This window comes from Microbacterium sp. PI-1 (assembly GCF_004337555.1).
GTDB classification, from domain to species: domain Bacteria; phylum Actinomycetota; class Actinomycetes; order Actinomycetales; family Microbacteriaceae; genus Microbacterium; species Microbacterium aurugineum.
Window position 1 is genome coordinate 35,031 of sequence record NZ_SJYZ01000014.1, and the last position, 21,431, is coordinate 56,461.

The window sequence follows — 21,431 nt, forward strand, 5'->3', positions numbered from 1 at the left end:
CGCGTCAGGAGTAGACGTGCGGCGCGAGCACGGCGACGTCGCGCAGGTTGCGGTACCGCTCGTCGTAGTCGAGGCCGTAGCCGACGACGAAATCGGTGGGGATGTCGAAGCCGACGTACTTGCAGTCGATGACGACTTTCGCGGCCTCGGGCTTGCGCAGAAGTGCCAGCACCTCGATCGACTCCGCCCCGCGCGAGCCGAAGTTCTCGAGCAGCCAGCTGAGCGTGAGACCGGAGTCGATGATGTCCTCGACGATCAGGACATGCTTGCCGTTGAGGTCGGTGTCGAGGTCTTTGCGGATCTGTACGACGCCGCTCGACTTGGTGCTCGCGCCGTAGCTCGAGACCGCCATCCAATCCATCGGTGCGTGGAAGGGCAGTGCCCGCGCGAAGTCGGCCATCACCATCACGGCGCCTTTGAGGACGCCGACGAGGACGAGGTCCTTGCCCTCGTAGTCCCGGGCGACCTGCGCCGCCAGTTCCTCGAGTTTGGCGAGGATCTCCTCCTCTGTGACGAGGATCTGTGCAAGGTCGTCCTGGATCTCCGCGGCGCGCATGGATCGATTTTAGGCGACGCCACCCCATGCTCCGGTATCCGCACTACTGTGAGCGGTGACGCGGGCGGACGCCCCTGAGGGAAGGATTCACCATGGCTCTTGACGACATCCTCGCGCAGGTACCGATCGATGACATCGCGGAGAAGCTGGGGGTCTCGCGAGACGAGGCCAAGGTCGCCGTCGAACAGGGTGGTGCCGTGCTCCTGGGCGGCCTCGCGAAGAACGCGGAGACCGACGAAGGCTCCGCAGCGATCCAGAACGCGCTCAAGAAGCACGAGGGCACCGCCGGCGCCTCGAAGGTCGATGACATCGATCAGGCCGACGGCGGCAAGATCGTCGCGCACATCCTCGGCTCGAAGGAGAAGGAGGTCACGAAGGAGCTCACGGAGTCGAAGGCGACTCCCGGCATCGACTTCGGCAAGCTCCTCCCCATCCTGGCGCCGATCGTGATGGGCCTCATCGCCAATGCGAACAAGGACAAGACCGCCAAGACGGACACCGGAGCCGAGAGCTCTGGCGGGATCGGCGACCTCATCGGCGGCCTTCTCGGCGGAGGCGGCAGCAGTGGTTCCGGCGGAGGCGGGATCGGCGACGTGATCGGCGGACTGCTCGGCGGCGGGAACGGCAGCGGATCGGGCGGCGGCATCGACCTCGGCGGAATTCTCGGCGGTCTCTTCGGCGGTAAGAAGTAGGGCTTCCCCCTCGCTCAGCGACCGGACGCGGTGAAGACGATGCGCCCACCGCGGCGCACGGCCGAGCACTCGGGCAGGTCGATCGGCCCCTGACCGTTCCAGTCGGTCACCAGCCGCGCGACCTCGATGGTCTGCGTCCTCGTCAGGCTGACGCCGAACTCACTGTCGACGACCAGGCGGATGATCCGGTTGCGCAGCGCCGCCGGGTTCGCGGCGAGCGCCGCGACGCTGACGGAGATGCCGGCCTCGGCGTGCTCGACGATGTCTTCGATCGTCTCGTGGATCATCTCGTCGAAGGCTTCCGCATCCTCCCGCAGCTGCTCGGCGGTGCGCACGAGCGCATCGGCGATCCCTGGACCGAGTTCCGTCTCGAGCACCGGGAGCACGCGCTCGCGCACTCGAACCCTGGCGTAGCGCTCGTCACGGTTGTGCGGGTCGTCCCACGGCGTGAGTGCGGAGGCGACGCAGAAAGCCCGGGTCGTCTCCCGCCGGACGCCGAGCAACGGGCGTACCCACCGCACACCGTCGGCGTCCTCGCGGACCGGCGCCATGCCCTGCAGGCTCGTGGCCCCGGATCCGCGGGCGAGACCGAGCAGCACCGTCTCCGCCTGGTCATCGAGGGTGTGCCCGAGCAGGACCGCGGCGGCGCGGACGTCCGCCGCCGCATCCCGGAGCCCCCCGTAGCGCGCCTCACGCGCCGCGGCCTCCGGCCCACCCTCCCCGGCGACGTCGACACGCACGATCAGCGGGTCGAGACCGAGCGCCGCCGCCGCCCGCGCCGCCTGCGAAGCAACCGCATCCGATCCTTCCTGCAGACCGTGATCGACGGTGAGCGACGCCGCGCGGAGCCCGAGCTTGGGAGCTTCGAAGGCCGTGGCGGCAGCGAGCGCGAGGGAATCCGCTCCCCCGGAGAGGGCGACGATCACCGTGGACCCCTCGGGCATGTCGGCGAGCGCGGTGCGCACGGCCAGGCGGATCTCGGCGATGGCGGGAGACAGGGAAGGCACGGTTCCACGGTAGGGCACGGCCCCGGTCCGTGCGCCGGTGCACCCTCAGGGCTATCCTGGCGCCGTGACCGCTCAGCCCCGCACGCAGCAGTTCCGCACCGAACGCTTCAAGGCGTTCGTCGATGCCGTCGTGGCGATCGCGATGACGCTGCTCATCCTGCCGTTGTTGGAGTCCGTCTCCGACGCGGCGTCCGGGAGGCTGACGACGGCGGAGTTCTTCTCCGAGCACTCACCTCAGCTGGTGAGCTTCGGGCTGAGCTTCGTCCTCATCGCGACGTTCTGGATGGGGCACCACAGCCAATACCGCGATGTGGAGCTGATCACCACGCCGCTCCTGTGGATCAACGTCGCCTGGATGGCGACCATCGTCTGGCTGCCCGTGCCCACCGCGATGCTCGGGCAGCTGGACTCCGATGCCCTCCAGGCCGTGGTCTACATCGGGACGTTGATCATGACGCAGGTCACGACCTTGGCCGGGTGGATGTACCTGCGTCGCCACCCCGATCTCACGACGGCACCGACGGAGGTGCTGAGAGCGGGGATCGTCGGCGACCTCGCCGCGATCATCCTGTTCGCCGTCTCCTTGGTGATCGCCGTGCTCACCGTGCCCAACGGCTATTTCGCCTTGCTCCTCCTCCTGCTGAACGGCCCGCTCTCGCGCCTGCTCAACCGCATCGCACACCGTCGCGGGCGGGGGTCGGACGCCGAGGAGCCGCGGGTAGGCTAGTCCGCGGTATCCAACCGAACTTTTCCTGAGGAGTACACGCATGGGCGCACACGACGCCGTCATCGAGATCCCGCGCGGCAGCCGCGTGAAGTACGAGGTCGACCACGAGACCGGACGAGTGCACCTCGACCGCGTTCTCTACACGACCTTCGGCTACCCCGCCGACTACGGCTACTTCGACAACACGCTGGGCGAGGACGGAGACCCGCTCGACGTGCTCGTGCTGCTGGACCACGCGATCTACCCGGGCGTCGTCGTCGAGGTCCGTCCCGTGGCCGTGCTGAAGATGAGCGACGAGGCCGGCGGAGACGACAAGCTGGTCGCCGTGCTCTCGAAGGACCCTCGCTGGGCGCACATCCAGGACATCGACGACATCGCCGAGTACACGAAGAAGGAGATCGCGCACTTCTTCGAGCACTACAAGGACCTCGAGCCCAACAAGTGGGTCAAGGTCGACGAGTGGGGGAACGCCGCCGAAGCGCAGCGCATCCTCGACGAAGCCATCGTGCGTTTCGGAGAGCAGGGCCACTGATCCCCGCGCCTTCGACGAGAAGACCCCCGGTTCCGCAACTGCGGCCGGGGGTCTTCTTGTCGAAGATGAGGTGCTGATCAGGCGGAGACGCCATGCCGAGCGAGGAACTGCACCGGGTTGATGGCGCTACCGCGGTCGTAGACCTCGAAATGCAGGTGGCAGCCGAACGAGCGCCCGGTGTTGCCCGCGTAGGCGATGACCTGACCGGACCTGACCCACTGGCCCGACCGCACGACGATGCCTCCGTCGCGGATGTGCGCGTAGCCGGTGCCGATTCCCCCGCCGTGCTGGATGCGGATGTAGTTTCCGTAGCCGCCGTTGTAGCCCGCGTAGTCGACCGTGCCGGACTGGGCGGCATAGATCGCCGCGCCGCAGCCGTTCGCGAAGTCCGTGCCGTAGTGGAAGCTCGAGGAGCAGCCCTGCGGGCCGCACTGCTGCGAACGGGGTCCGTAGCCGGAGCTCTTGCCGCCGCCGTGAGGACGGCACCAGCCACCGCTGCCCTGAGAGCCGCCGCCGCCGCTGTTGCCGCCGGCGTTGGCCGCAGCTTCCGCAGCTTCGCGCTCTCTGCGCTTCTTCTCCTCGGCCGCGACACCGGCCTTGTAGCCCGCGACCGTCTTGGTCGTCGCGTCCTTGAGAGCGGCGAGCTGCGCCTGCATGGTGGCGAGGTTCGCGGACTGCTCGTCGAGCGCAGCCTGAGCGGCGTCGGCTGCCTGCTGAGCGACGACCATCTTCTCTTCGGCGATCTTCTGCAGGCGGTCGCGCTCATCACGAGCGACCACCGCCTGGTCGCTCATGGACTGCGCGGAGTTCCGGGCGGCGACCGCATCGTCGTACACCGATTGGTTGTACTCGAACAGCTTGTCCATCGTGCCGAGGCGCGCGAGCAGCTCGTCGGCATTGTCGGCGGATCCGGTGAAGAGCAGCTCGAGAGAGGTGTCATCGCCACCGTTGCGATACAGCTGCGCGGCGACCTGGCCGGCCTTCTTCGCGGACGCGTCGGCCTTCGCGGACTGCTCGTCGGCCTTGGCCTGCAGAGAGTCGGCCTCGGTGGACGCGGCGAAGAACTTCTGCTGTGCCTCGTAGAACTCGTCCGCGGCGACCTTCGCGGCCGCCTGGGTCTCGGCGACCTTCTGGGTCAGGGACTGGATGAGGCCCTCGATGCGGGTGACCTCGGCGGCCTTGGCGGCCTCGCTCTGCTTCGCCCGCTGCACATCGTCCCAGCTCGGGTACGTCGCGGCGTAGGCGGCGGATACGCCCTGGGAGATGCCGAAGGCGCTGAGCGCGACGACACTGAGCACGCCGAGGCCGAGAGCGCCTCGGCGGCTGAGGCCGTCTTTGCCGAACGCTCGGCGCTCGGCAGGACTGGGCGCGCAGCCGCAATCATCTGAAGCCGCGGCAACCGCAGCATCCAGAGTTGTCTGGTCGTCGTTCACGCGGCCCCTTCCGCCGGTTTCACAAATGCCACACTAACAACAACTTTCACATCCGCACCAGGGTCGATCCGACGACGGTCATCGCACGCCTGACCCTCCCATCGTCCTCCTGAAACACGCCCGGGGGTAGCCGCCTCGCCCTCGATTCGCGATTTGCCCGGATCATCCCTTATGCTTGAGCGTCGGCAAGGAAGTCCTCCGGGACTGACTCGGCCCCATCGTTTAGCGGCCTAGGACGCCGCCCTTTCACGGCGGTAGCACGGGTTCGAATCCCGTTGGGGTCACACCTTCCGATACAATTGAAAACAAGTATGGCCCTGTAGCGCAGTTGGTTAGCGTGCCGCCCTGTCACGGCGGAGGTCGCGGGTTCAAGTCCCGTCAGGGTCGCTCCGTGCGATGAGCTCTTTCTTCGGAGAGGGCTCTTCGTCTAGGACGCGACAGGTTCGCCGGTCGCGCGGCTCTGTAGCTCAGTTGGTAGAGCGTTCGACTGAAAATCGAAAGGTCACCGGATCGATGCCGGTCGGAGCCACACGAGTGATCGTTACAATCACTCCAGAAACCCTCGCCTAGCTTCTACATGGCGGGGGTTTTGCTTTGCCCTGGTGAGGTTGAGTCCTCTCCTTCGCCAAGTCGAGTTCACTTCTTCGTCAATGCGCCCGCGGGCCCACTAGAACTGCACGTTCGCTCGATAGCGCTCCGGGGCCATCCTCTGAACGCGCCCCGCTCGACGCTCCTAGCTGTCGGGCGCGTCGCCGGGACGAAGGGTCACGGTTCCTCCTCGCTCCAAGAGCCCGCCGGCGGGTTCCTGGAACGAGACCTTGTCGTCGGCACTTTCCGGTTCGGGCACGGCGCCGTCGAGGTGCACCGTGAAACCCAACGCTTCGAGTCGTGCGGCCGCCTCCTCGACCGGCATCCCCACGACGTCGGGAACCTCTGCCTCGAAACGCTTCGTCAGACGGGCATCAGCCTCGGCGAAACGCCCTCCACCGAACAGGCTGTTCGCGGCGCGCTGCACGTCACGCGCCAGTGCGTATCTGCGCTCTCCGAACCGTCGGGTCATGTCGTCAAGGCCGGTAGCGTTCCCCACCCACACTCCCGTCGCGACCTTCGTGCTGGATTCCATCATCCAGGTCTGCTGCACCTCGTGCGATCCCGTCTTCCCGATGATCGGGGTGCCGTCCCAGGGGTTCGCTCGTGACCCCGTCCCGCCGTTCATCACGTCCTGAAGCACGGACGCGGCCGTGGCTGCGACGCCGGCCTCCAGCACGCGCGTGCATGCAGCAGGCGGCGGAATGATCTCCTCGCCGTTCGGCCCGACCACGCGCTCGATGGCTGTCGTCGGGCAGAACATCCCCCCGCTCGCGACCGTCGCATACGCGTTGGCCATCGCGAGCGGCGACACGTTCGCGGATCCGAGCACCGAGAAGAGCGTGTTCATGGTCAGATCGCCGCCCGCGAGATCCTTCACCCCGAGCCTGCTCGCCACCCGGGAGATGTCGCAGAGGTCAAGCTGTTCCGCCATCGCGAGATACCCGGAGTTCAGCGATCTCGATGTGAACTCCGCCGGTGTCCCGACATAGCCGGGCTGGTTACCCCAATTCCTGACCACCACGTTGCTGTGGTTCACCCAATCCCCGTCGCAAGAGTTCTTCACCCGTGGAATGGCACGAACCCGCCCGTCGACCCTCTCGTTGACGGAGCGCCCGGCTTCGAGCCAGGCCAACAGAGTGAAGATCTTGAACGTGGATCCGGCGTTGAAACCCGCAGATCCGCCGCGCGCCGGATCGCCCGCATAGACGAGCGCGGAGTAGCTGGGGTCTTCCGCGTGCGACTCGTCCTCGGTGAAGTTCGTGTTCTGAGCGATGGCCAGCACACGACCAGTGCCGACTTCGACGTTGACGACGGCTCCCCCGAGGTTGAGTCCTTCGGCAGATGCCGGCACGTGACGTCTCATCGCCTCAGCGACCGATTCCTGCAGCGAGGCGTCGACGGTGGTGTGGATCTGCAACCCGCCTTGCCGCAGCCGCGTCTCACGTGCGACCGCCGTGTCCCCGAATCGGGGATCGCTGCGGATGCTCGCGATGACGTACTGGCAGAAGTAGGCCGCGTCTCCCGTGCCCGCGCACCCGCTCGTCGGAGGCGTCACCGCCGGGCGCACCGGGTCGAGGACGGCCTCCGTGTACTGCGCGTCGGCTATCTTCCTGTCCTCGTGCATCCGGCTCAGCACGTAGAGCTGTCTCCCCTTGGTCTCGCTATATCCGTCGGCGGCGTGGACGTACTGCTCCTCGGTGATCGCCCCGTCGCCGCGCAGCCCCTCGAGCGCCGCCAGCGTACCGGGCGAGACGTCATCGACCGCACCGTCGGGCGCCTTGTTCACGCGCTCTCCCGACGCCGCGGCGATTGACCCCTCCGGGCGGTCGATCCGGTAGCTGTTCGGATTCTGCACGACACCGGCGAGCACAGCTGCCTGCCCCACGGATACCGCTGATGCGGAGGTGTTGAAGTAGTACCGCGCGGCCGCCTCGATACCGTAGATCGTTCCGCCGAAGTTCGCGATGTTGAGATAGCGCTCCAGGATCTCGACCTTCGAGTAGCGCTTCTCGAGCGCGATCGCGTACCGCATCTCTTGCAACTTCCGGATGTATCCATCGCTTCCCTCGGCGGAGGTCACCTTGCGCCAGCACTCCTGGAGGGTCTCCGAATCGTCTTCCGTGGCCTCCGGCGCGGTCGCCTCGAGCTCGCAGCGCTGCACGAGAACGTTCTTCACATACTGTTGTGTGATCGACGAACCGCCCTGGGTCTGCCCTCCCTTGACGTTGCCAAGGATCGCCCTGGTCGTCCCGATCAGATCGATCCCGCTATGGGTGAAGTACCGCGGGTCCTCGCTGGAGAGGATCGCATCGATCATCGTCGGCGAGATCTGCTCGTACGTCACCGGCATCCGGTTCTGTTCGTAGAACCGGGTGAGGACCTTCTCGTCGCCGCTGTCGGCGTCGCGGGCGTACACCGTCGTCGGAAGCATCGACTGTTCGATCGTGAGGTGCGCGGGAAGCTCCTCGAAAAGGTCGAGCGCCGCGTTCCCCGCCTGCCCCACGAGAACGAGCCCGGGGACGAACGGCAGCACGACCAGGATCCCTGCGACCATGCTCATCACGATCAGGCCGGCCAGGCCTCCGAGCGCAGCACCGACCGAAGGATGGGAGAGGTCACGCCTCGTCGATTCCGCGCGGGTGAGATCAGGAAAGCTGTGAGACACGCTATCCAGCTTCCGTGTTGACCATCGATAAGTACAGCGAAGAGAATTCACCTAAACTCATAAGAGTAGCTAACCTTTAACCTCGGTCGAGGAGTCACCCGTGCTCAATGTGAACCGCCTCCGCATTCTGCGGGAACTCTCCAGACGCGGCACGCTCGCGGAAGTCGCCCGGGCACTCAACTACACGCCGTCAGCCGTATCGCAACAGCTCAGTGCTCTGGAACGTGAAGTCGGGACCACGCTCCTCGAACCGTCGGGGCGCCGCGTGAGGCTCACCGGTCCGGCGATGCTGCTCGCCGAACGGGCCGATCTGATCCTCGAACAGATGGAGCTCGCCGAGGCCGACCTGCAGAACCTCGCAGGCACGACGAGCGGTCTCATCCGGGTCGGCTCCTTTCAGAGCGCGCTCATCGAGCTCGCTCCGGCGGCACTGACGCTACTATCGCAGCGCCACCCGCACCTGGTCGTCGAACTCTGCCATCGCGAGGTCGACGAGGCACGGGACGGCCTTCTCGCCCACGATTTCGACATCGTCCTGGGAGAGGAATTCCCCGGCGGCGAGCAGCCGCCGACCGCCGGAGTCCACCGGCAGGACTTCCATTCCGAACCTCTGCATCTCGCGCTGCCCGAGTCGGAGCGCGTCGGCGACCGCGCCGGCTCCACGACACTGAGCGACCTCCGACACTGCGGCTGGGCACTCGATCTGCAGCAGTCGCGCATGGGCGCGTGGGCGAGGCAGAAGTGCCGCGGGGCGGGTTTCGAGCCTCGTGTGGTCTGCGAATCGCCCGACCCCCTGCTGATGCTGCAGCTCGTCCGCTCGGGACACGCCGCGGCCTTCATCCCTGCGCTCATCACGCAAGCGCGCTTCGGAGGAGTGGAAGTCGTCGCCCTCGCCTCCGAGCCGCATCGAACCCTGTACACCGAAGTACGCGCCGGCAGGCAGGAAAGCGGGGCCATCGCTGCCGTGCAGCAGGCCTTCGCCGACGCCATCGCCGCGCACACCAGCGCGGTACCGACAGCCGTGCTCGCTCTCGAACCACCCTCCTGATACGTGATCCCGGCCACGTTCTCTCCCGTCTGAAGGCACGATGATCGAGCGATGTCTGGCAACCGCTGGACGTCGTAGCCTGGCAACCCGTTCTCAACGCCACGACCGCGGCCAGAGCCCTCGGACGAAGCAAGCGGACGTGTGGCTCCACCGCAGTCTCTCGTCGATGCCGTGAAACCTTCCCGCGGCCCAGTAGGCTTCGGTCATCATGGATGACGAGAGGTCGGCGCGGGATCCCGGAGCGGGCGTCCGCCGGATCGAACTCACGATGCGGCGCCCCCGTTTCGCGCTCTACGCAGGAGTCAGGCCCACGCTCGTCATCGGCGAACGCGGCCAGCCGACGCAGTGGGGTCGGGGCACCTGGCAGATCCCCACCGACCGCCCCGTCGTCATCGAAGTGTTCCTCTTCAACCGCCTCTGGCGCTTCGGTCGCGCGGAAGCCTCCCTCACTCCCGAGGATGACACGAACTGGGAGTACCGAGCTCCGATGCTGCCCTTCCTCCGGGGCCGTCTCCGTCCCGCGTGACTCGACTCGAAGCAGCTCTGCGGAAACTGCACGCTAGAGGGCGTCCAGAGCCTTCCGCGCGAGCGCTGCTGCCTCCGCGGCGTCGTCCACCCGCTCTGCGGCAATCGCCCGGCGCTCCTGCACCTCCGGGATGTCCCGTTCGACGTGGCTCGCCGCCACGCGGGTCCGGGTGAGTTCCGCCTCGAGCTCTTCCGCTTTCTCGGCCAGCTCGGCCGCCCGGGCTCGGAGTCCCTGCAGCTCCCTCTCCTGCTTCGCGAGCTCCCGTTCCGCGGCCGTCTGGTCCTTCTCGGCCGCGGCGAGGCGACGTTCGGCTTCTCTCCGCGCGCGCCGCTCCTGCAACTCGTCGGTCGGCCGCTGCGGGGCGGCTTCCCGCGAATCGATGTCGCCGGCCACAGCGTCCCGGATGTCGGTGGCCGACGCCGTGGGTTCGAGCGCCCGCAACAGCCGCCCGGAGGCGACCGCGCTCGCAGCCAGGGGATCGAAGAACGCCGCCGAGATGCTGCGCTCGACGGCTTCCTGCGTCGCGGGTGTGATGCGTTCGCCGCGAGAACCCGCGATCTCGGCCGCCGTCTCCGCGAGCCGGCGCGTGAGGGCGCGACGTTCTCTGCCGAGCTTCGCCAGCGCAGGCGCATCCAGTTCGTCCTGCGCCTCACGAAGCTCGGCCGCCAGCCGCAGCGCCTCCCCCAGCTGGCCGGCCCGCTGCTGCGCGAACACGTTCACGACCCAGGCCGCGATCGAGGGCTTGCGGAGCGCGAGGATGCGGGACGCGAGTTCCGCATCCTCGACCTCCGAGGCCCGGTCCTTCCGCGACGCGACGAAGGCTTCCGGGGAGCCCGCGTACAGAGCGGCCGCGATCTCCTCGAAGGTGGGGTCGACCATGCACCCACGATACGCCGCACACCTTCTCCAGCGTCGGTTCGCGGCTCGACCTGGACTACTCGATTGCCAGTTGGTCGGCCCAGTCCGCACTGATCAACGATCTGGTGCCGACATTGCCGTTGCCGAGTCCCGGGTAGAAGTAGAGCTGACCGGCGGGGGTGCGAGCGACCAGATCTGCGAGCCCATCGCCGTTGTAGTCGACGCCTCCGGTCAGGGCGGTGAACTCCACCCACCCCGAGCCCACCGCACGCGGCGTACCGAACCTCCCCGGCGACCCAGGATAGAAGTAGAGCGTTCCCAGACCGTCGACCGCCATCAGATCGCCACTCCCGTCGTTGTCGAAGTCGCCGCCGACGAGGAAGTGGTAGGACTGCCATCCGCCACCGACCGTGATGTGCGGGGAACCGAACCTTCCGAATCCGTTGCCACGGTAGATGGTCAGGATGCCGGACGCGGAGACACCGAGGACATCCTGCTTCCCGTCACCCGTGTAGTCGGCTCCGGAGACCACATGCAGCATGCTGTACCAGCCGTTGCCCACGGAGGCGGCTGAAGCGAATCCGCCGGTGCCGTTGCCCGCATAGAACTCGAGGGCGGCATCGGACCGCGCCACGAGGATGTCGGCCTTGCCATCACTATTGAAGTCAGTATGGGTGAGATGCCTGCGGGTATCGCCCCACCCCGCGAACAGGGTCGTCCCCGACGAGAAGCGCCCCGCGCCCGTGCCCGGCCGGAGACGGAGGGCACCGTTTCCGGCGATCTCCAGCAGGTCGGCGTTCCTGTCGCCCGTGTAGTCGGCCGACGCGACACCTGGCGCCTGTCCGGCACCGAGGCCGGGGAAGTACAGGGGAAGCGAGGCACCCCGCACGACGTTCGAGAGGCAGACGAACCCGTTGTTGACCGCGGTGTACACCGCACCTCTGAGCCGCACCTCGAAGTGCAGGTGGTACGCCGGGGAGTTGCCCGTGTTGCCGACGACGCCGATCTGCTGGCCGCGGACCACCCGGGTGCCCGGCGCATACATCCCCGGCGACGCCATGTGCGCATACCTCGTGACGTAGCCGCCGGCATGCTCGACGTCGGTGTAGTTGCCGTAGCCGCTGTTCGCGGTGCGCGATTTGATGACACCGTCGTAGGACGCGACGATGGGCGTGCCGCCGGCTCCGGAGATGTCGATGCCGTCGTGGGCGCGGTAATTGCCCCGACAGCCATCGCCCACCTTCGACTGGATGTTGCCCGAGGCCGGATACACCATCTGGGGTTCGCTGGCGGCGGTCGCGGTCAGATTCGAGGACAGCGATGGTGCCGACGCACCGATCACGAGTGCGAGCACGGTCGCGATCCCAATGCGACCGAGACGCACGCGGGATGGTCGCTTCATCTCGAAGTTCTCTCTTGTTCGGCGGCCCCAGGGACGTGATGCCCTCCGCCGTCACCGTACCAGTGCGGCGGAGGTCTCCCGCGAACGCCACCGAGGAACCGGTGGATCCGCTGCCACCGGCGCCGTCCTGATCAGACCAGGTCGTACTCCCCGCCGTAGGGCGTCCCACCGTCGCCGTCGTCGTGCCCGCCCTCATCGGCCGTCGAGGTCGAGATCACGACCTGTGTGGTGGAGCTGATCAGGACGCTCACCGACCGCTCCCCCGCGACGTCGAACTCGACGAATCCGCCGCCCGAGCGAATGGCCTCTTCGATCCTCCGTCTGAGGTCTGCGACATCCTGGCCCTCCGCCAGGAAGTACTCCGCCTCGTTGAGCGCGATCCGCGTGCGCATGATCGTGTACATCTCGCCTCCGGTCGTCGTCATCTTCTTCCGGTTCGCTGCTGACGCTATGCGACTCGGCTCTTCGTCGAAACGGGGTTGCGCCGCGGGCCGGGAGGAGGCAGGGGGTCACGGATGTGCCGTCGGCCGGAGCTGTGCCCTCCCTCCGAGACCGGCAAAACAGGCTCACAACTTCGCGCCGTCGCAACTAGGCTGGGAGGAGCGCCTCGCCGTCCGGACCTTCCCGGTCATGGCGGCGTGAGCCCAGACGACCTCCTCCTCCGGTCGCACGGTCCCGCACTCCGGGATGGAGCCGCAGCCCGCCGTGTGTCCACGCCAGAAAGGCACGAACCTCATGAGCGATTCTCCCGGAAACGCCGGCCGCGACGACGAGCGCTCGCCGGACTTCTTCGACCAGCTGATCGAGACCACGCCGCGCGACCAGCAGGGCGCCTTCACGGTCGGCTTCCGCGGCTACGACAAGGCCGAGGTCGACTCCGCGCTCGCGGCCCTCCGCAATCAGCTCAAGCAGGCTGCCGCCGACGTCGCCGAGGCACAGGCCCGTGAGGAAGAGGCCGTCGAGACGGTCCGGGAAGAGGAGCGCAAGGCCCGCGAAGCCCTCGAGAGTGAGTTGGCCGCCGCGAACGCCAAGGCCTCCGACGCCGAGCAGCAGGTCGCCACGCTCACCTCCGAGCTCGTCGACACCCCGCAGCCCGACGGCGAGGAGGCCCCGTCGCGTCAGCAGTTCGAGGCGATCCTCCGCGTCGCCGAGGAGCAGGCGAACGTCCTCATCCAGAACGCCGCTGTGCAGGCCGACCGCCTGATGACCTCTGCCCGTGAGGAAGTGACCGCGCAGCGCGCCGAGGCCGAAGCCGACGCCGAGCGCATCAAGGAGCAGGCGCAGCGCGACGCAGACCAGGTGCGCTTGAAGATGGACACCGAGTACACGGCGCACGAGGCCCGCATCGAACGCGAAGCCGCACATGCCGCGGAGAAGGTGAACCAGGCCGCACAGGAGGCGACGGCGATCCGCACCGAGGCGGAGAAGGGCGCCGCCGCGTTGCGTTCCCTCGTCACGCGCGAGACGACCCAGCTGCGTGCCGACGCCGAACGCGACGTCCGCGACATGAACGCCCGAGTGCTGGAGTTCGAGGAGACCCTCACCCGTCGTCAGGACGACGCGCAGCAGGAGTTCCTCGTTCTGCACAACCAGGCCGTGGCGCACGCCGAGCGCATCACCAACGACGCCAACGAGCAGGTCTCGGCGTCGCTCGAACACGCCCAGCGCATCTCGGCGCGGGCAGAGGACTACGAGCGCCTGACCCGTTCGCAGGCGCAGGCCATCGAAGCCGACGCGCAGGTCCGTGCTCGCGAGACCCTCGAACGCGCTCGCGCGAAGGCGCAGAAGATCGTCGACTCGGTCACCGGTCACACGACGGCCGTGCTGCACGATGCGGAGGACCGCACGCGTCAGTTGCGCTGGCAGCAGCAGCAGCTCTCGAGCTTCATGGCCGAGGTGCGCGAGCTGATCCGTCCTGACGGCATCTTCTCCGACGACGCGCTGCCGACGGAGATCACCGGAGCGGACGCACCCGGCGCAGCCCCCGCAGAGGCCGTCGCGGACGAGGCCCCGGAAGAGACCTTCCTCGGCGATGAGGTCCTCGAGGATGAGCTCGACGACAGCCCGCTCGAGAAGATCACGATCGACGTGGTGGAGACGAAGAAGAAGTCCTCCAAGTAGTCACGCAGACGAGAGAGGCGCGAGCAGGGATTCCCTGATCGCGCCTCTCTCGTTCCCGGACTGATCAGCGCCCGGGTGGTGTCTGAGGGCTACGCCCGACCGAACTGCGCCACCGCCGGGCAGTCGAACGGGTCGGCGCCGGCCGCGAGGCCGACCCGGTTGAGGTACTCGATCACGATCAGGTACGAGCGTCCGAGGCTGGTCTCCGTGTACGGCACGTTGTTCGCGGCACAGTAGTCGCGCACGATCTCCCGCGCCTTCGCCAGATGCGGTCGCGGCATGCTCGGGAAGAGGTGGTGCTCCACCTGGTAGTTGAGTCCGCCCATGAGCCAGGTCGTCCACCAGCCCCCGCTGATGTTGCGGGAGGTGCGGACCTGCTTGGTGAAGAAGTCGAGACGGGCGGCAGGATCGACGATCGGCATGCCCTTGTGGTTCGGCGCGAAGGCGGCCCCCATGTAGACACCGAACACCGCGAACTGCACGCCCATGAACGCGAACGCCATCCCGAGCGGGAGCATCATGAACACGGGCACGAGGATCAGGGCGAACCGCAGTGCGATGATGCTCAGCTCGGTCCAGCGTCCCTTGACGTTCTTGGTCGTCAGGAGGTACTTCAGTCCGAGGAAGTGGAGGTTCAGTCCCTCGAGCGTGAGAAGAGGGAAGAAGAGCCACCCCTGCTTGCGGGTGATCAGCTTGATCAAGCCCTTCGCCTTCGCCGCGTCCTCCTCGAGGAACGAGATGGTGTCGACCTCGATGTCGGGGTCCTTGCCGACCTGGTTCGGGTTGCCGTGGTGTTTGGTGTGCTTCGAGTCCCACCACGAGTAGCTCATGCCGATGCTGGCGATCACGATGCGTGCGAGCTTGAAGTTCGCGGGACCCGTCGTGAGGATCTGGCGGTGCGCGGCCTCGTGCCCGAGGAACGCGATCTGCGTGAGGACGATGCCGAGGCCCGCCGCGATGAGCAACTGGAACCAGCTGTCGCCGAGCAGGATGAAGCCGGTGATGAGGCCGCCGAGAGCGACGGCGATGCCGACGGACACCAAGACGTAGAACCACTGCGTCCGGCCGAGCAGCCCGGTCTCCTTGACCACCTGCGACACCTGCTTGTACGCCTTGGCCATCGGCGGGAAATCCGCATTGCCGGAGTACGTCTGACGAATCGGGCCCAGCGTTGCCGCGGTCGGTTCGATCTGTGTGATGGAGATGATCTTCTCCTGACGTTCGGAGCCCTTGAGCTGTGAAAGCCCAAGGCAGCCGCCCAACGCTTACCTCACAGTAGCCCCCACCGCATACGCGTCAGGGAATACATCGGAACCTCACGACGAGCACCCAGGCGCGGTCAGTTCCGGCGTCTCGCCGCTCGGTCAGGCGCGGGCGCGGCGAGCGCGGCGCCGCCAGGCTCGCGGGAGGAAGGCAGGACCCTGTGGGGTCGGCTCGTGTGCGTCTTCGAGCGCACGGAAGGCCTCGTCGAGCGAGCCGAATGCGCCGAGCTCGGCGCCGTGGCTGTCGCGCACGAGATGGGCGCTGCCGTCGAACTCGACGAAACCGGCGAATTCGCCGGCACGGGTCGCGACGTGGACGTCGTCGTCAGCCTGCTTCCAGGTCAACGGATCGGATGGAGGAAAAGTGGTCGTGCTCATGGTCATGCTCATTGCTGTGTGGCGGACACGCGTGGCGCTCCGCAAGATGTGAGATCGAGGGCGGATTCCGCACGCATCGATGTGCGCGGTCCGTGATGGCCCTGATCAGTGGCGACGTGGCGGCCGAGAGGGGCGATGCACACACGTTGCATGATCAGCATAGCAGACCGTTGCATCACCCTGTGGCGCGCTGGATCAGCGCCGCGGCTCGCGCGAGACCTCGTTGCCGTCTGCCGATACCACCGGCGGCCGAAGGACCAGCACCACGACGACGCCGACGAGGATCAGAGCCGTCAAGGTCACGGGGATCGGAAGCACCGGGTCCAGCAGCACGAGAAGAGCAGCGATCGGGACGACGGTGTTCACCACGCGGTCGGCGTTCTCCCGGATCGCGATCCACCAGATGCCGAGCAGGAAGATCGCGATCGGGATGGTGACGGTGAAGGAGGCCGCGACGTTGGACAGATGGCTCTCCCCCGTCAACACGTCGAGTTCGACCTCGATCCCGGCCGAGAAGGCGGCGGCAGCTGCAAAGACGAAGTAGTGCGTGTAGCCGTATCGCAGTGAGCGCTGGAAGCTGGTGATGGCCCGGTGGTGCGGTGGCCAGAAGTAGATCCACCACAGTGACGCCGTGACGACGAGCGTGAGCACCGAGATCGCGATCAGCGGACCGAGGCTCTCGACCTCCTCGATCGCTTCGATGATGGCGTTCGCGGACGCGAGCAGACTCTCCCCCAACACGATCAGGGTGAAGAGCCCGTAGCGCTCCGTGATGTGGTGAGGATGCCAGGGCGTCTGCTTCCGGTACTCGGCGAACACCGGGATGCCGATCTCGATGAGGGCGAAGACGACGAACGCGGCGATCTGCCAGGGCCCGCTCGGAATCACGAGGAAGAGGATCCACAGCACCTGGACCGCGGCGATGCCGAACGCGTATCGCCGTGTCGCCGAACGCAAGGGACCGGCCGAGCGTGATGCCCGCAGCCACTGCGCCACCATCGCGATGCGCATGACGACGTATCCGAGGACCGTGATCGTGAAGTCACCGTCGGTGAACGCCCGTGGGATGCCCGCCGCGACCACGAGGACACCACCCATCTGAACGAACGTCGTCACGCGATAGAGCCAGTCGTCGGTGTCGAAGGACGTCGCGAACCACGTGAAGTTCATCCAGGCCCACCAGATCGCGAAGAACAACATGGCGTACGAGGTGATGCCGTGCAGGAAGTCGCCATGGCTCAGCACGTGGTGCAGCTGCGCAGATGCGATACTCACCGCGACGACGAACACGAGGTCGAAGAACAGCTCGAGCGTGCTGGCGGTGCGGTGCGGCTGGGCAGGATCGCGCGGCAGCATCGGGCGGAGGTGGAAGCGCGCAGCGGTCGGGTTCGCGGTCACGGCGACAGGATAGCGCCAGGGTTCATCCCCGCGGCGACACTCGATACAATCCATCGCCATAAGCGTCTTCCCCTCACGGGCTCGATCCGCTACAGTGATCAACGTCTGCAGTGCCTGCTGTATGCAACCGCCGTTTAGGGATGGCGAGATGCGCTCCGTGATGTGGGATCACGGTGAACCAGCAGGACCCGAGGGGTCGGGACGCAGATAGATGCCGTGAACGTGGGGTTCACGGTTTGGGGAATCTGGGGAATCAAATGACGCACTGGGGAATGTTGCGTACATTCACGGCTCATGGGGCCTCGGCATGACTTCCGTCGAGGATGCCCTGAGCATCACTCGCACGGGCTTCGTGCCGGTGGCGGCTCCGCGAGCCACCAAGTCGGTGACGCGCACGGTGGTCACACCGCGCGCATCGGCGACCTTGGAACGACGTCGTCAGTGGGAGCGCGGCTATCGGATGCGCCTGCGGATCACGGATGCGGCTGTCATCCTGTTCGCGGTCGGTCTGACGGCGGCGATCCAGCTGATCACCGACGTGTGGGCCGCCGAAGCGCTGCGCAACGCGGCGCTTCTCGGCCTGGCCTGGTATCTGATGCTGTCGGCCCTCAACACCCGGGCGGCCGCCATCTTCGGATCCGGAGCCACCGAGTACCGCCGCGTGGCACACGCCGGCGGTCTCGCCTTCGGCATCGCCGCGATCGCGGGCGTCCTCCTGGAGTGGGAAGGACTGCAGCCGCTGTTCTTCGCCGCGCTCCCGGTCGGGATGCTCGGGCTGCTCTTCGCACGCTGGACCTGGCGCCGCTGGCTGCAGCGGCAGCGCCTCAGGGGCCAGTACGCGTCGAGGACCCTGGTCGTCGGCGATACCGGGGACGTCGAGTATGTGATCGATTCTCTGCAGAAGGGTGCGGAGAACGGCTACCACGTCGTGGGGACGACGCTGCTGGATCGCAATGCCGGCACGCTCACGATCGGGGAGAGTGTTTACCCGGTCGTGGGCAATCTTCACTCTGTCGCCGCAGCCGCGGCGCAGCTCGGGGCGGACACCATCATCGTGGCGAGCCGCCCCGAGGGAGACCCCGACTTCATCAAGCAGCTCAGCTGGCAGTTGGAAGGAACTGCCGCCGAGCTCGTGTTGTCGAGTCGGCTGACCGATGTCGCAGGACCCCGCATCTCCCTCCGCCAGGTCGACGGTCTCCCCCTGATCCAGGTGAAGATCCCAACCTACGAGGGTGGCGTGCACATGCTCAAGCGTGCGCTCGACATCGCGGTGGCGACGCTCGCTCTCATCCCCATCGGCCTGGTCACCCCGGTGCTGGCGACGCTCATCAAGCTCGACTCGCCAGGACCGGTGTTCTTCTTCCAGGAGCGCGTCGGACGAGACGGGCGCACCTTCAAGATGGTCAAGTTCCGTTCGATGAAGACCGACGCGGAGCAGCAGCTCGCAGCGCTCAAGGCACAGAACGAAGGCGCCGGCCTTCTCTTCAAGATGAAGGATGACCCGCGCGTCACACGCATCGGAAAGATCCTGCGCAAGCTGTCACTCGACGAGCTCCCTCAGTTCTGGAATGTCCTCACCGGAGACATGAGCGTCGTCGGCCCTCGTCCGCCGCTGCCCAGGGAGGTCACCGCCTATGACGGCACGGTGTTCCGTCGCCTGTACATCAAGCCGGGTATCACCGGTCTGTGGCAGGTGTCCGGACGCAGCGACCTCTCGTGGGACGAGAGTGTCCGCCTCGACTTGCGCTACGTCGAGAACTGGTCGGTCATGAACGACTTGCAGATCATGTGGCGCACGGCGAAGGTCATGGTCCAGCCGAGCGGGGCATACTGAACGGATGAGCTATTCGAACCGCCTCACCATCGCGATGGTGGGGACCCGAGGAGTGCCCGCGGCCTATGGAGGTTTCGAGACCGCGATCGAGGAGGTCGGGCGTCGCCTCGCGGATCGAGGGCACGACGTGGTCGTCTACACGCGCGGTTCCGAACGTCGCGAGAACGAATACCTCGGCATGCGTGTCGTGCACCTCCCCGCTGTTCCGGTGAAACAAGTCGAGACGCTCAGCCACACCGGGCTCTCCGCATTGCACCTCATATTCCGACGTCGCCCCGACGCGACCTTCGTCTTCAACGCCGCCAACTCCCCCTTCCTGCCTCTGCTGCGCCTCAGACGCGCGCCGGTGGCTCTGCACATGGACGGTTTGGAGTGGCGGCGCTCGAAGTGGGGCCCACGCGGCAAGGCGTATTACCGATGGGCCGAGCAATTCGGGGTTCGCACAGCGGACGCCCTCATCGCGGACGCCCCCGGGATCGCCGACTACTATCGCCACCAGTTCGACGTGCCGACGGAACTCATCCGCTACGGCGCACCGATTCTTGACGAGTTACCAGCCCGCGGGGTCGAGGAGATGGATTTGACGCCCGGCGGGTACCACCTCGTCGTGGCAAGGTTCGAACCTGAGAACCACGTGCTCGAGATCGTTCAGGGTTACCACGACAGCAAGGCGGAACTCCCTCTCGTCGTCGTCGGCTCAGCACCCTACAGCGCTGACTACACACAGGAGATCGAGCGCGTGGCCGACGGCGACGACCGGATTCGACTGGTCGGTGGTATCTACGACCAAGACCTGCTCGATGCGCTCTACGCAAACGCAGTCACCTATCTGCACGGCCACTCCGTGGGGGGCACAAACCCCTCACTTCTTCGCGCGATGGGTGCCGGTACGGCCGTGATCGGCTATGACGTGCCCTTCAATCGCGAAGTGCTGGACGGCAACGGCTGGTTCTTCTCAGACGCGTGCGAGGTCTCCTCGCAGATCATGGCGGCAGAGGGCGAGCCGATGCTGACCGCGTCGCGGGCGAAGGCCGCACAAGAGATCGCGCGCAACCGGTTCCGCTGGGACGATGTCGCGGACGAGTACGAAACGCTCGCCCAGCGCCTCGCCGAGCGCGCGACGATCCATCCCTCCGCTCGTCGCGCACGTCGGCGATCGACAGACTGGTCGCCGGCCGCGGTTGGATCGGCGGCGTCATGACCGAGAACCCGATGCGCCCCACCGTTCTCTTGGCGCATCCGGGCGCCGAGATGTTCGGCTCCGACCGGATGCTACTCGAGAGCGCAGCCGGCCTCGTGGAAGCTGGCGCCCGCGTCGTCGTGGCTCTGCCCAGCACCGGACTTCTGGTGCACGAGCTCCGGGCTGTTGGCGCCGAGGTCGTGATCCTCCCGATGCTGGTCCTGCGCAAGGTCCTCCTGACCCCGCGCGGTCTCCCCCGACTGTTCCGCGATACGTTCCGCGGATTCGGAGCCGCCTGGCGGCTCATGAGTCGCGTCCGCCCTGACGTCGTGTACGTCTCGACGATCATCATTCCGCAATGGCCGCTCGTTGCCCGGCTACGGCGCACACGCTCCATCAGTCACGTTCACGAGGCGGAAGCGTCGGGCAGCAGGATCGTGAACCGCATCCTGTACTCCCCTCATCTCGTCTCGCAGCGCACTCTCGTGAATAGTCGGTTCAGTCGCGACACCATCGATACCGCGCTCCCGGCTCTCGCCCGCCGCTCGCATGTCGTCTACAACGGCGTCGCCTCGCCACCCCACCCTGTTGCTCCCCGGCCACGCACCGAGCACGCGCTCCGTGTGCTCTACGTCGGCCGGCTGTCGCCGCGGAAGGGACCGGATCTCGTGATCGATGCCGCGCACCGCCTACAGGCGGAGGGCCGCCTCGTCGACGTGACCCTTGTGGGAGCTGTCTTCGAAGGATACGAGTGGTTCGAGCGCGACCTGCGCCAGAAGGCTGCCGCTGCCGATGTGGCCGTCGAGTTCGCCGGGTTCCATTCGGACATCTGGCCATTTCTCGCCGAGGCAGACGTACTGGTCGTCCCCTCGCGCGCCGACGAGCCGTTCGGAAACACAGCGGTCGAAGGCATCCTTGCCCTGCGCCCCGTGATCGCGAGCGACAGCAGCGGATTGCGTGAAGCCGCCGGCGGCTATGCGACCGCCCAGCTCGTGAGTGCCGGAAGTCCGGATGCGATCGCGAACGCGCTGGCGGACATCGATGCAAACTGGGATGAGATGGTGTCGACCGTCGCCGACAGCCGAGCCGAGGCGCTCCGCCGGCACGCACCGTCGGTGTACCGGTCGAGCATTGCGACGCATGTCCTGGATCGGCGTCGCACGACGGTCGACGAAGACGACCGATAGAGCCACCCCCGACCGGCCGGGTATCGAGGCCTCA

The 21,431-nt window shown here is 66.8% G+C and carries 19 protein-coding genes and 3 tRNA genes; 12 read left to right on the forward strand and 10 right to left on the reverse strand.

Going from position 1 to position 21,431, the window contains the following annotated elements; translation table 11 throughout:
• Positions 1–4: 4 nt before the first annotated feature.
• The gene (gene hpt, locus E0W80_RS12620; protein WP_047521293.1) at positions 5–556 is read right to left on the reverse strand and encodes a hypoxanthine phosphoribosyltransferase; all 552 of its coding nucleotides are present in this window, start codon (positions 554–556) and stop codon (positions 5–7) included.
• Positions 557–648: 92 nt separating this feature from the next.
• On the opposite strand from hpt, the gene E0W80_RS12625 reads away from it, so the two are divergent.
• A complete protein-coding gene (locus E0W80_RS12625) occupies positions 649–1,248 on the forward strand; it encodes a DUF937 domain-containing protein (protein WP_131492949.1) in 600 nt (199 codons plus the stop codon).
• A 14-nt stretch (positions 1,249–1,262) separates the two neighbouring features.
• Here E0W80_RS12625 and tilS read toward each other — a convergent pair whose 3' ends face one another.
• On the reverse strand, positions 1,263–2,255 hold the full coding sequence (gene tilS / locus E0W80_RS12630) for a tRNA lysidine(34) synthetase TilS (protein WP_131492950.1): 993 nt from the start codon (positions 2,253–2,255) through the stop codon (positions 1,263–1,265).
• A 64-nt stretch (positions 2,256–2,319) separates the two neighbouring features.
• Here tilS and E0W80_RS12635 point away from each other — a divergent pair, with 64 nt between their 5' ends.
• Positions 2,320–2,982, forward strand: coding sequence for a TMEM175 family protein (locus tag E0W80_RS12635; protein ID WP_131492951.1), 663 nt, complete (start codon positions 2,320–2,322; stop codon positions 2,980–2,982).
• Positions 2,983–3,022: 40 nt separating this feature from the next.
• Positions 3,023–3,514 carry an inorganic diphosphatase gene (locus E0W80_RS12640; protein ID WP_017204665.1) on the forward strand — a complete coding sequence of 164 codons (492 nt, stop codon included), beginning with the start codon at positions 3,023–3,025 and terminating at the stop codon, positions 3,512–3,514.
• Between the two features lie 77 nt (positions 3,515–3,591).
• On the opposite strand, the gene E0W80_RS12645 is transcribed toward E0W80_RS12640, so the two are convergent.
• A complete protein-coding gene (locus tag E0W80_RS12645) occupies positions 3,592–4,947 on the reverse strand; it encodes a M23 family metallopeptidase (RefSeq protein ID WP_131492953.1) in 1,356 nt (451 codons plus the stop codon).
• A gap of 211 nt (positions 4,948–5,158) precedes the next feature.
• Between E0W80_RS12645 and E0W80_RS12650 the strand changes: the two genes are divergently transcribed.
• From E0W80_RS12650 to E0W80_RS12660, 3 genes are all read left to right on the forward strand, one after another.
• Positions 5,159–5,231, forward strand: a tRNA-Glu gene (locus E0W80_RS12650).
• 29 nt (positions 5,232–5,260) lie between these two features.
• A tRNA-Asp gene (locus E0W80_RS12655) sits at positions 5,261–5,334 on the forward strand.
• 69 nt (positions 5,335–5,403) lie between these two features.
• A tRNA-Phe gene (locus tag E0W80_RS12660) sits at positions 5,404–5,476 on the forward strand.
• 204 nt (positions 5,477–5,680) lie between these two features.
• Here the strand turns inward: E0W80_RS12660 and E0W80_RS12665 are convergent.
• Positions 5,681–8,203, reverse strand: coding sequence for a penicillin-binding protein (locus tag E0W80_RS12665; RefSeq protein ID WP_131492954.1), 2,523 nt, complete (start codon positions 8,201–8,203; stop codon positions 5,681–5,683).
• Between the two features lie 100 nt (positions 8,204–8,303).
• Between E0W80_RS12665 and E0W80_RS12670 the strand changes: the two genes are divergently transcribed.
• Positions 8,304–9,251, forward strand: a complete 948-nt coding sequence (locus E0W80_RS12670) for a LysR substrate-binding domain-containing protein (protein WP_131492956.1) — start codon at positions 8,304–8,306, stop codon at positions 9,249–9,251.
• A gap of 208 nt (positions 9,252–9,459) precedes the next feature.
• Positions 9,460–9,777, forward strand: a complete 318-nt coding sequence (locus E0W80_RS12675) for a hypothetical protein (protein WP_131492957.1) — start codon at positions 9,460–9,462, stop codon at positions 9,775–9,777.
• Between the two features lie 33 nt (positions 9,778–9,810).
• On the opposite strand, the gene E0W80_RS12680 is transcribed toward E0W80_RS12675, so the two are convergent.
• The 3 genes from E0W80_RS12680 to E0W80_RS12690 all read right to left on the reverse strand — a co-directional run bounded on the left by E0W80_RS12680 (position 9,811) and on the right by E0W80_RS12690 (position 12,462).
• Complete coding sequence (locus E0W80_RS12680) at positions 9,811–10,656, reverse strand: transposase (protein ID WP_131492958.1); 846 nt, start codon at positions 10,654–10,656, stop codon at positions 9,811–9,813.
• A gap of 55 nt (positions 10,657–10,711) precedes the next feature.
• On the reverse strand, positions 10,712–12,037 hold the full coding sequence (locus E0W80_RS12685) for a peptidoglycan DD-metalloendopeptidase family protein (RefSeq protein WP_131492959.1): 1,326 nt from the start codon (positions 12,035–12,037) through the stop codon (positions 10,712–10,714).
• 131 nt (positions 12,038–12,168) lie between these two features.
• On the reverse strand, positions 12,169–12,462 hold the full coding sequence (locus tag E0W80_RS12690) for a hypothetical protein (protein WP_227991969.1): 294 nt from the start codon (positions 12,460–12,462) through the stop codon (positions 12,169–12,171).
• Positions 12,463–12,772: 310 nt separating this feature from the next.
• Here E0W80_RS12690 and E0W80_RS12695 point away from each other — a divergent pair, with 310 nt between their 5' ends.
• Positions 12,773–14,158, forward strand: coding sequence for a cell division initiation protein (locus E0W80_RS12695; protein ID WP_131492961.1), 1,386 nt, complete (start codon positions 12,773–12,775; stop codon positions 14,156–14,158).
• 89 nt (positions 14,159–14,247) lie between these two features.
• Here E0W80_RS12695 and E0W80_RS12700 read toward each other — a convergent pair whose 3' ends face one another.
• The 3 genes from E0W80_RS12700 to E0W80_RS12710 form a co-directional block, all read right to left on the reverse strand.
• Positions 14,248–15,420: an acyl-CoA desaturase gene (locus E0W80_RS12700; protein ID WP_205802341.1), complete on the reverse strand. Its 1,173-nt coding sequence runs from the start codon at positions 15,418–15,420 to the stop codon at positions 14,248–14,250.
• Between the two features lie 102 nt (positions 15,421–15,522).
• Positions 15,523–15,798, reverse strand: coding sequence for a hypothetical protein (locus E0W80_RS12705; RefSeq protein WP_131492962.1), 276 nt, complete (start codon positions 15,796–15,798; stop codon positions 15,523–15,525).
• A 195-nt stretch (positions 15,799–15,993) separates the two neighbouring features.
• A complete protein-coding gene (locus E0W80_RS12710) occupies positions 15,994–17,154 on the reverse strand; it encodes a low temperature requirement protein A (RefSeq protein WP_131493021.1) in 1,161 nt (386 codons plus the stop codon).
• A gap of 349 nt (positions 17,155–17,503) precedes the next feature.
• On the opposite strand from E0W80_RS12710, the gene E0W80_RS12715 reads away from it, so the two are divergent.
• The 3 genes from E0W80_RS12715 to E0W80_RS12725 are packed head-to-tail and all read left to right on the forward strand — an operon-like array spanning position 17,504 to position 21,397.
• Positions 17,504–19,030 carry a sugar transferase gene (locus E0W80_RS12715; RefSeq protein ID WP_131492963.1) on the forward strand — a complete coding sequence of 509 codons (1,527 nt, stop codon included), beginning with the start codon at positions 17,504–17,506 and terminating at the stop codon, positions 19,028–19,030.
• 4 nt (positions 19,031–19,034) lie between these two features.
• A complete protein-coding gene (locus tag E0W80_RS12720; RefSeq protein WP_131492964.1) occupies positions 19,035–20,231 on the forward strand; it encodes a glycosyltransferase in 1,197 nt (398 codons plus the stop codon).
• Positions 20,228–21,397 (forward strand): glycosyltransferase, encoded by a 1,170-nt coding sequence (locus E0W80_RS12725; RefSeq protein WP_131492966.1) that lies wholly within the window; start codon positions 20,228–20,230, stop codon positions 21,395–21,397. The genes E0W80_RS12720 and E0W80_RS12725 overlap by 4 nt, the downstream gene beginning before the upstream one ends.
• Positions 21,398–21,431 lie beyond the last annotated feature (34 nt).

What these genes read in the sequence shown, in the direction of transcription:
- hpt (WP_047521293.1), bottom strand. Translation starts at nt 556, where the DNA reads ATGCGCGCCGCGGAGATCCAGGACGACCTTGCACAGATCCTCGTCACA.
- E0W80_RS12625 (WP_131492949.1), top strand. Translation starts at nt 649, where the DNA reads ATGGCTCTTGACGACATCCTCGCGCAGGTACCGATCGATGACATCGCG.
- E0W80_RS12640 (WP_017204665.1), top strand. Translation starts at nt 3,023, where the DNA reads ATGGGCGCACACGACGCCGTCATCGAGATCCCGCGCGGCAGCCGCGTG.
- E0W80_RS12675 (WP_131492957.1), top strand. Translation starts at nt 9,460, where the DNA reads ATGGATGACGAGAGGTCGGCGCGGGATCCCGGAGCGGGCGTCCGCCGG.
- E0W80_RS12680 (WP_131492958.1), bottom strand. Translation starts at nt 10,656, where the DNA reads ATGGTCGACCCCACCTTCGAGGAGATCGCGGCCGCTCTGTACGCGGGC.
- E0W80_RS12685 (WP_131492959.1), bottom strand. Translation starts at nt 12,037, where the DNA reads ATGAAGCGACCATCCCGCGTGCGTCTCGGTCGCATTGGGATCGCGACC.
- E0W80_RS12690 (WP_227991969.1), bottom strand. Translation starts at nt 12,462, where the DNA reads ATGACGACGACCGGAGGCGAGATGTACACGATCATGCGCACGCGGATC.
- E0W80_RS12695 (WP_131492961.1), top strand. Translation starts at nt 12,773, where the DNA reads ATGAGCGATTCTCCCGGAAACGCCGGCCGCGACGACGAGCGCTCGCCG.
- E0W80_RS12705 (WP_131492962.1), bottom strand. Translation starts at nt 15,798, where the DNA reads ATGAGCACGACCACTTTTCCTCCATCCGATCCGTTGACCTGGAAGCAG.
- E0W80_RS12710 (WP_131493021.1), bottom strand. Translation starts at nt 17,154, where the DNA reads ATGCTGCCGCGCGATCCTGCCCAGCCGCACCGCACCGCCAGCACGCTC.
- E0W80_RS12715 (WP_131492963.1), top strand. Translation starts at nt 17,504, where the DNA reads ATGACTTCCGTCGAGGATGCCCTGAGCATCACTCGCACGGGCTTCGTG.
- E0W80_RS12720 (WP_131492964.1), top strand. Translation starts at nt 19,035, where the DNA reads ATGAGCTATTCGAACCGCCTCACCATCGCGATGGTGGGGACCCGAGGA.
- E0W80_RS12725 (WP_131492966.1), top strand. Translation starts at nt 20,228, where the DNA reads ATGACCGAGAACCCGATGCGCCCCACCGTTCTCTTGGCGCATCCGGGC.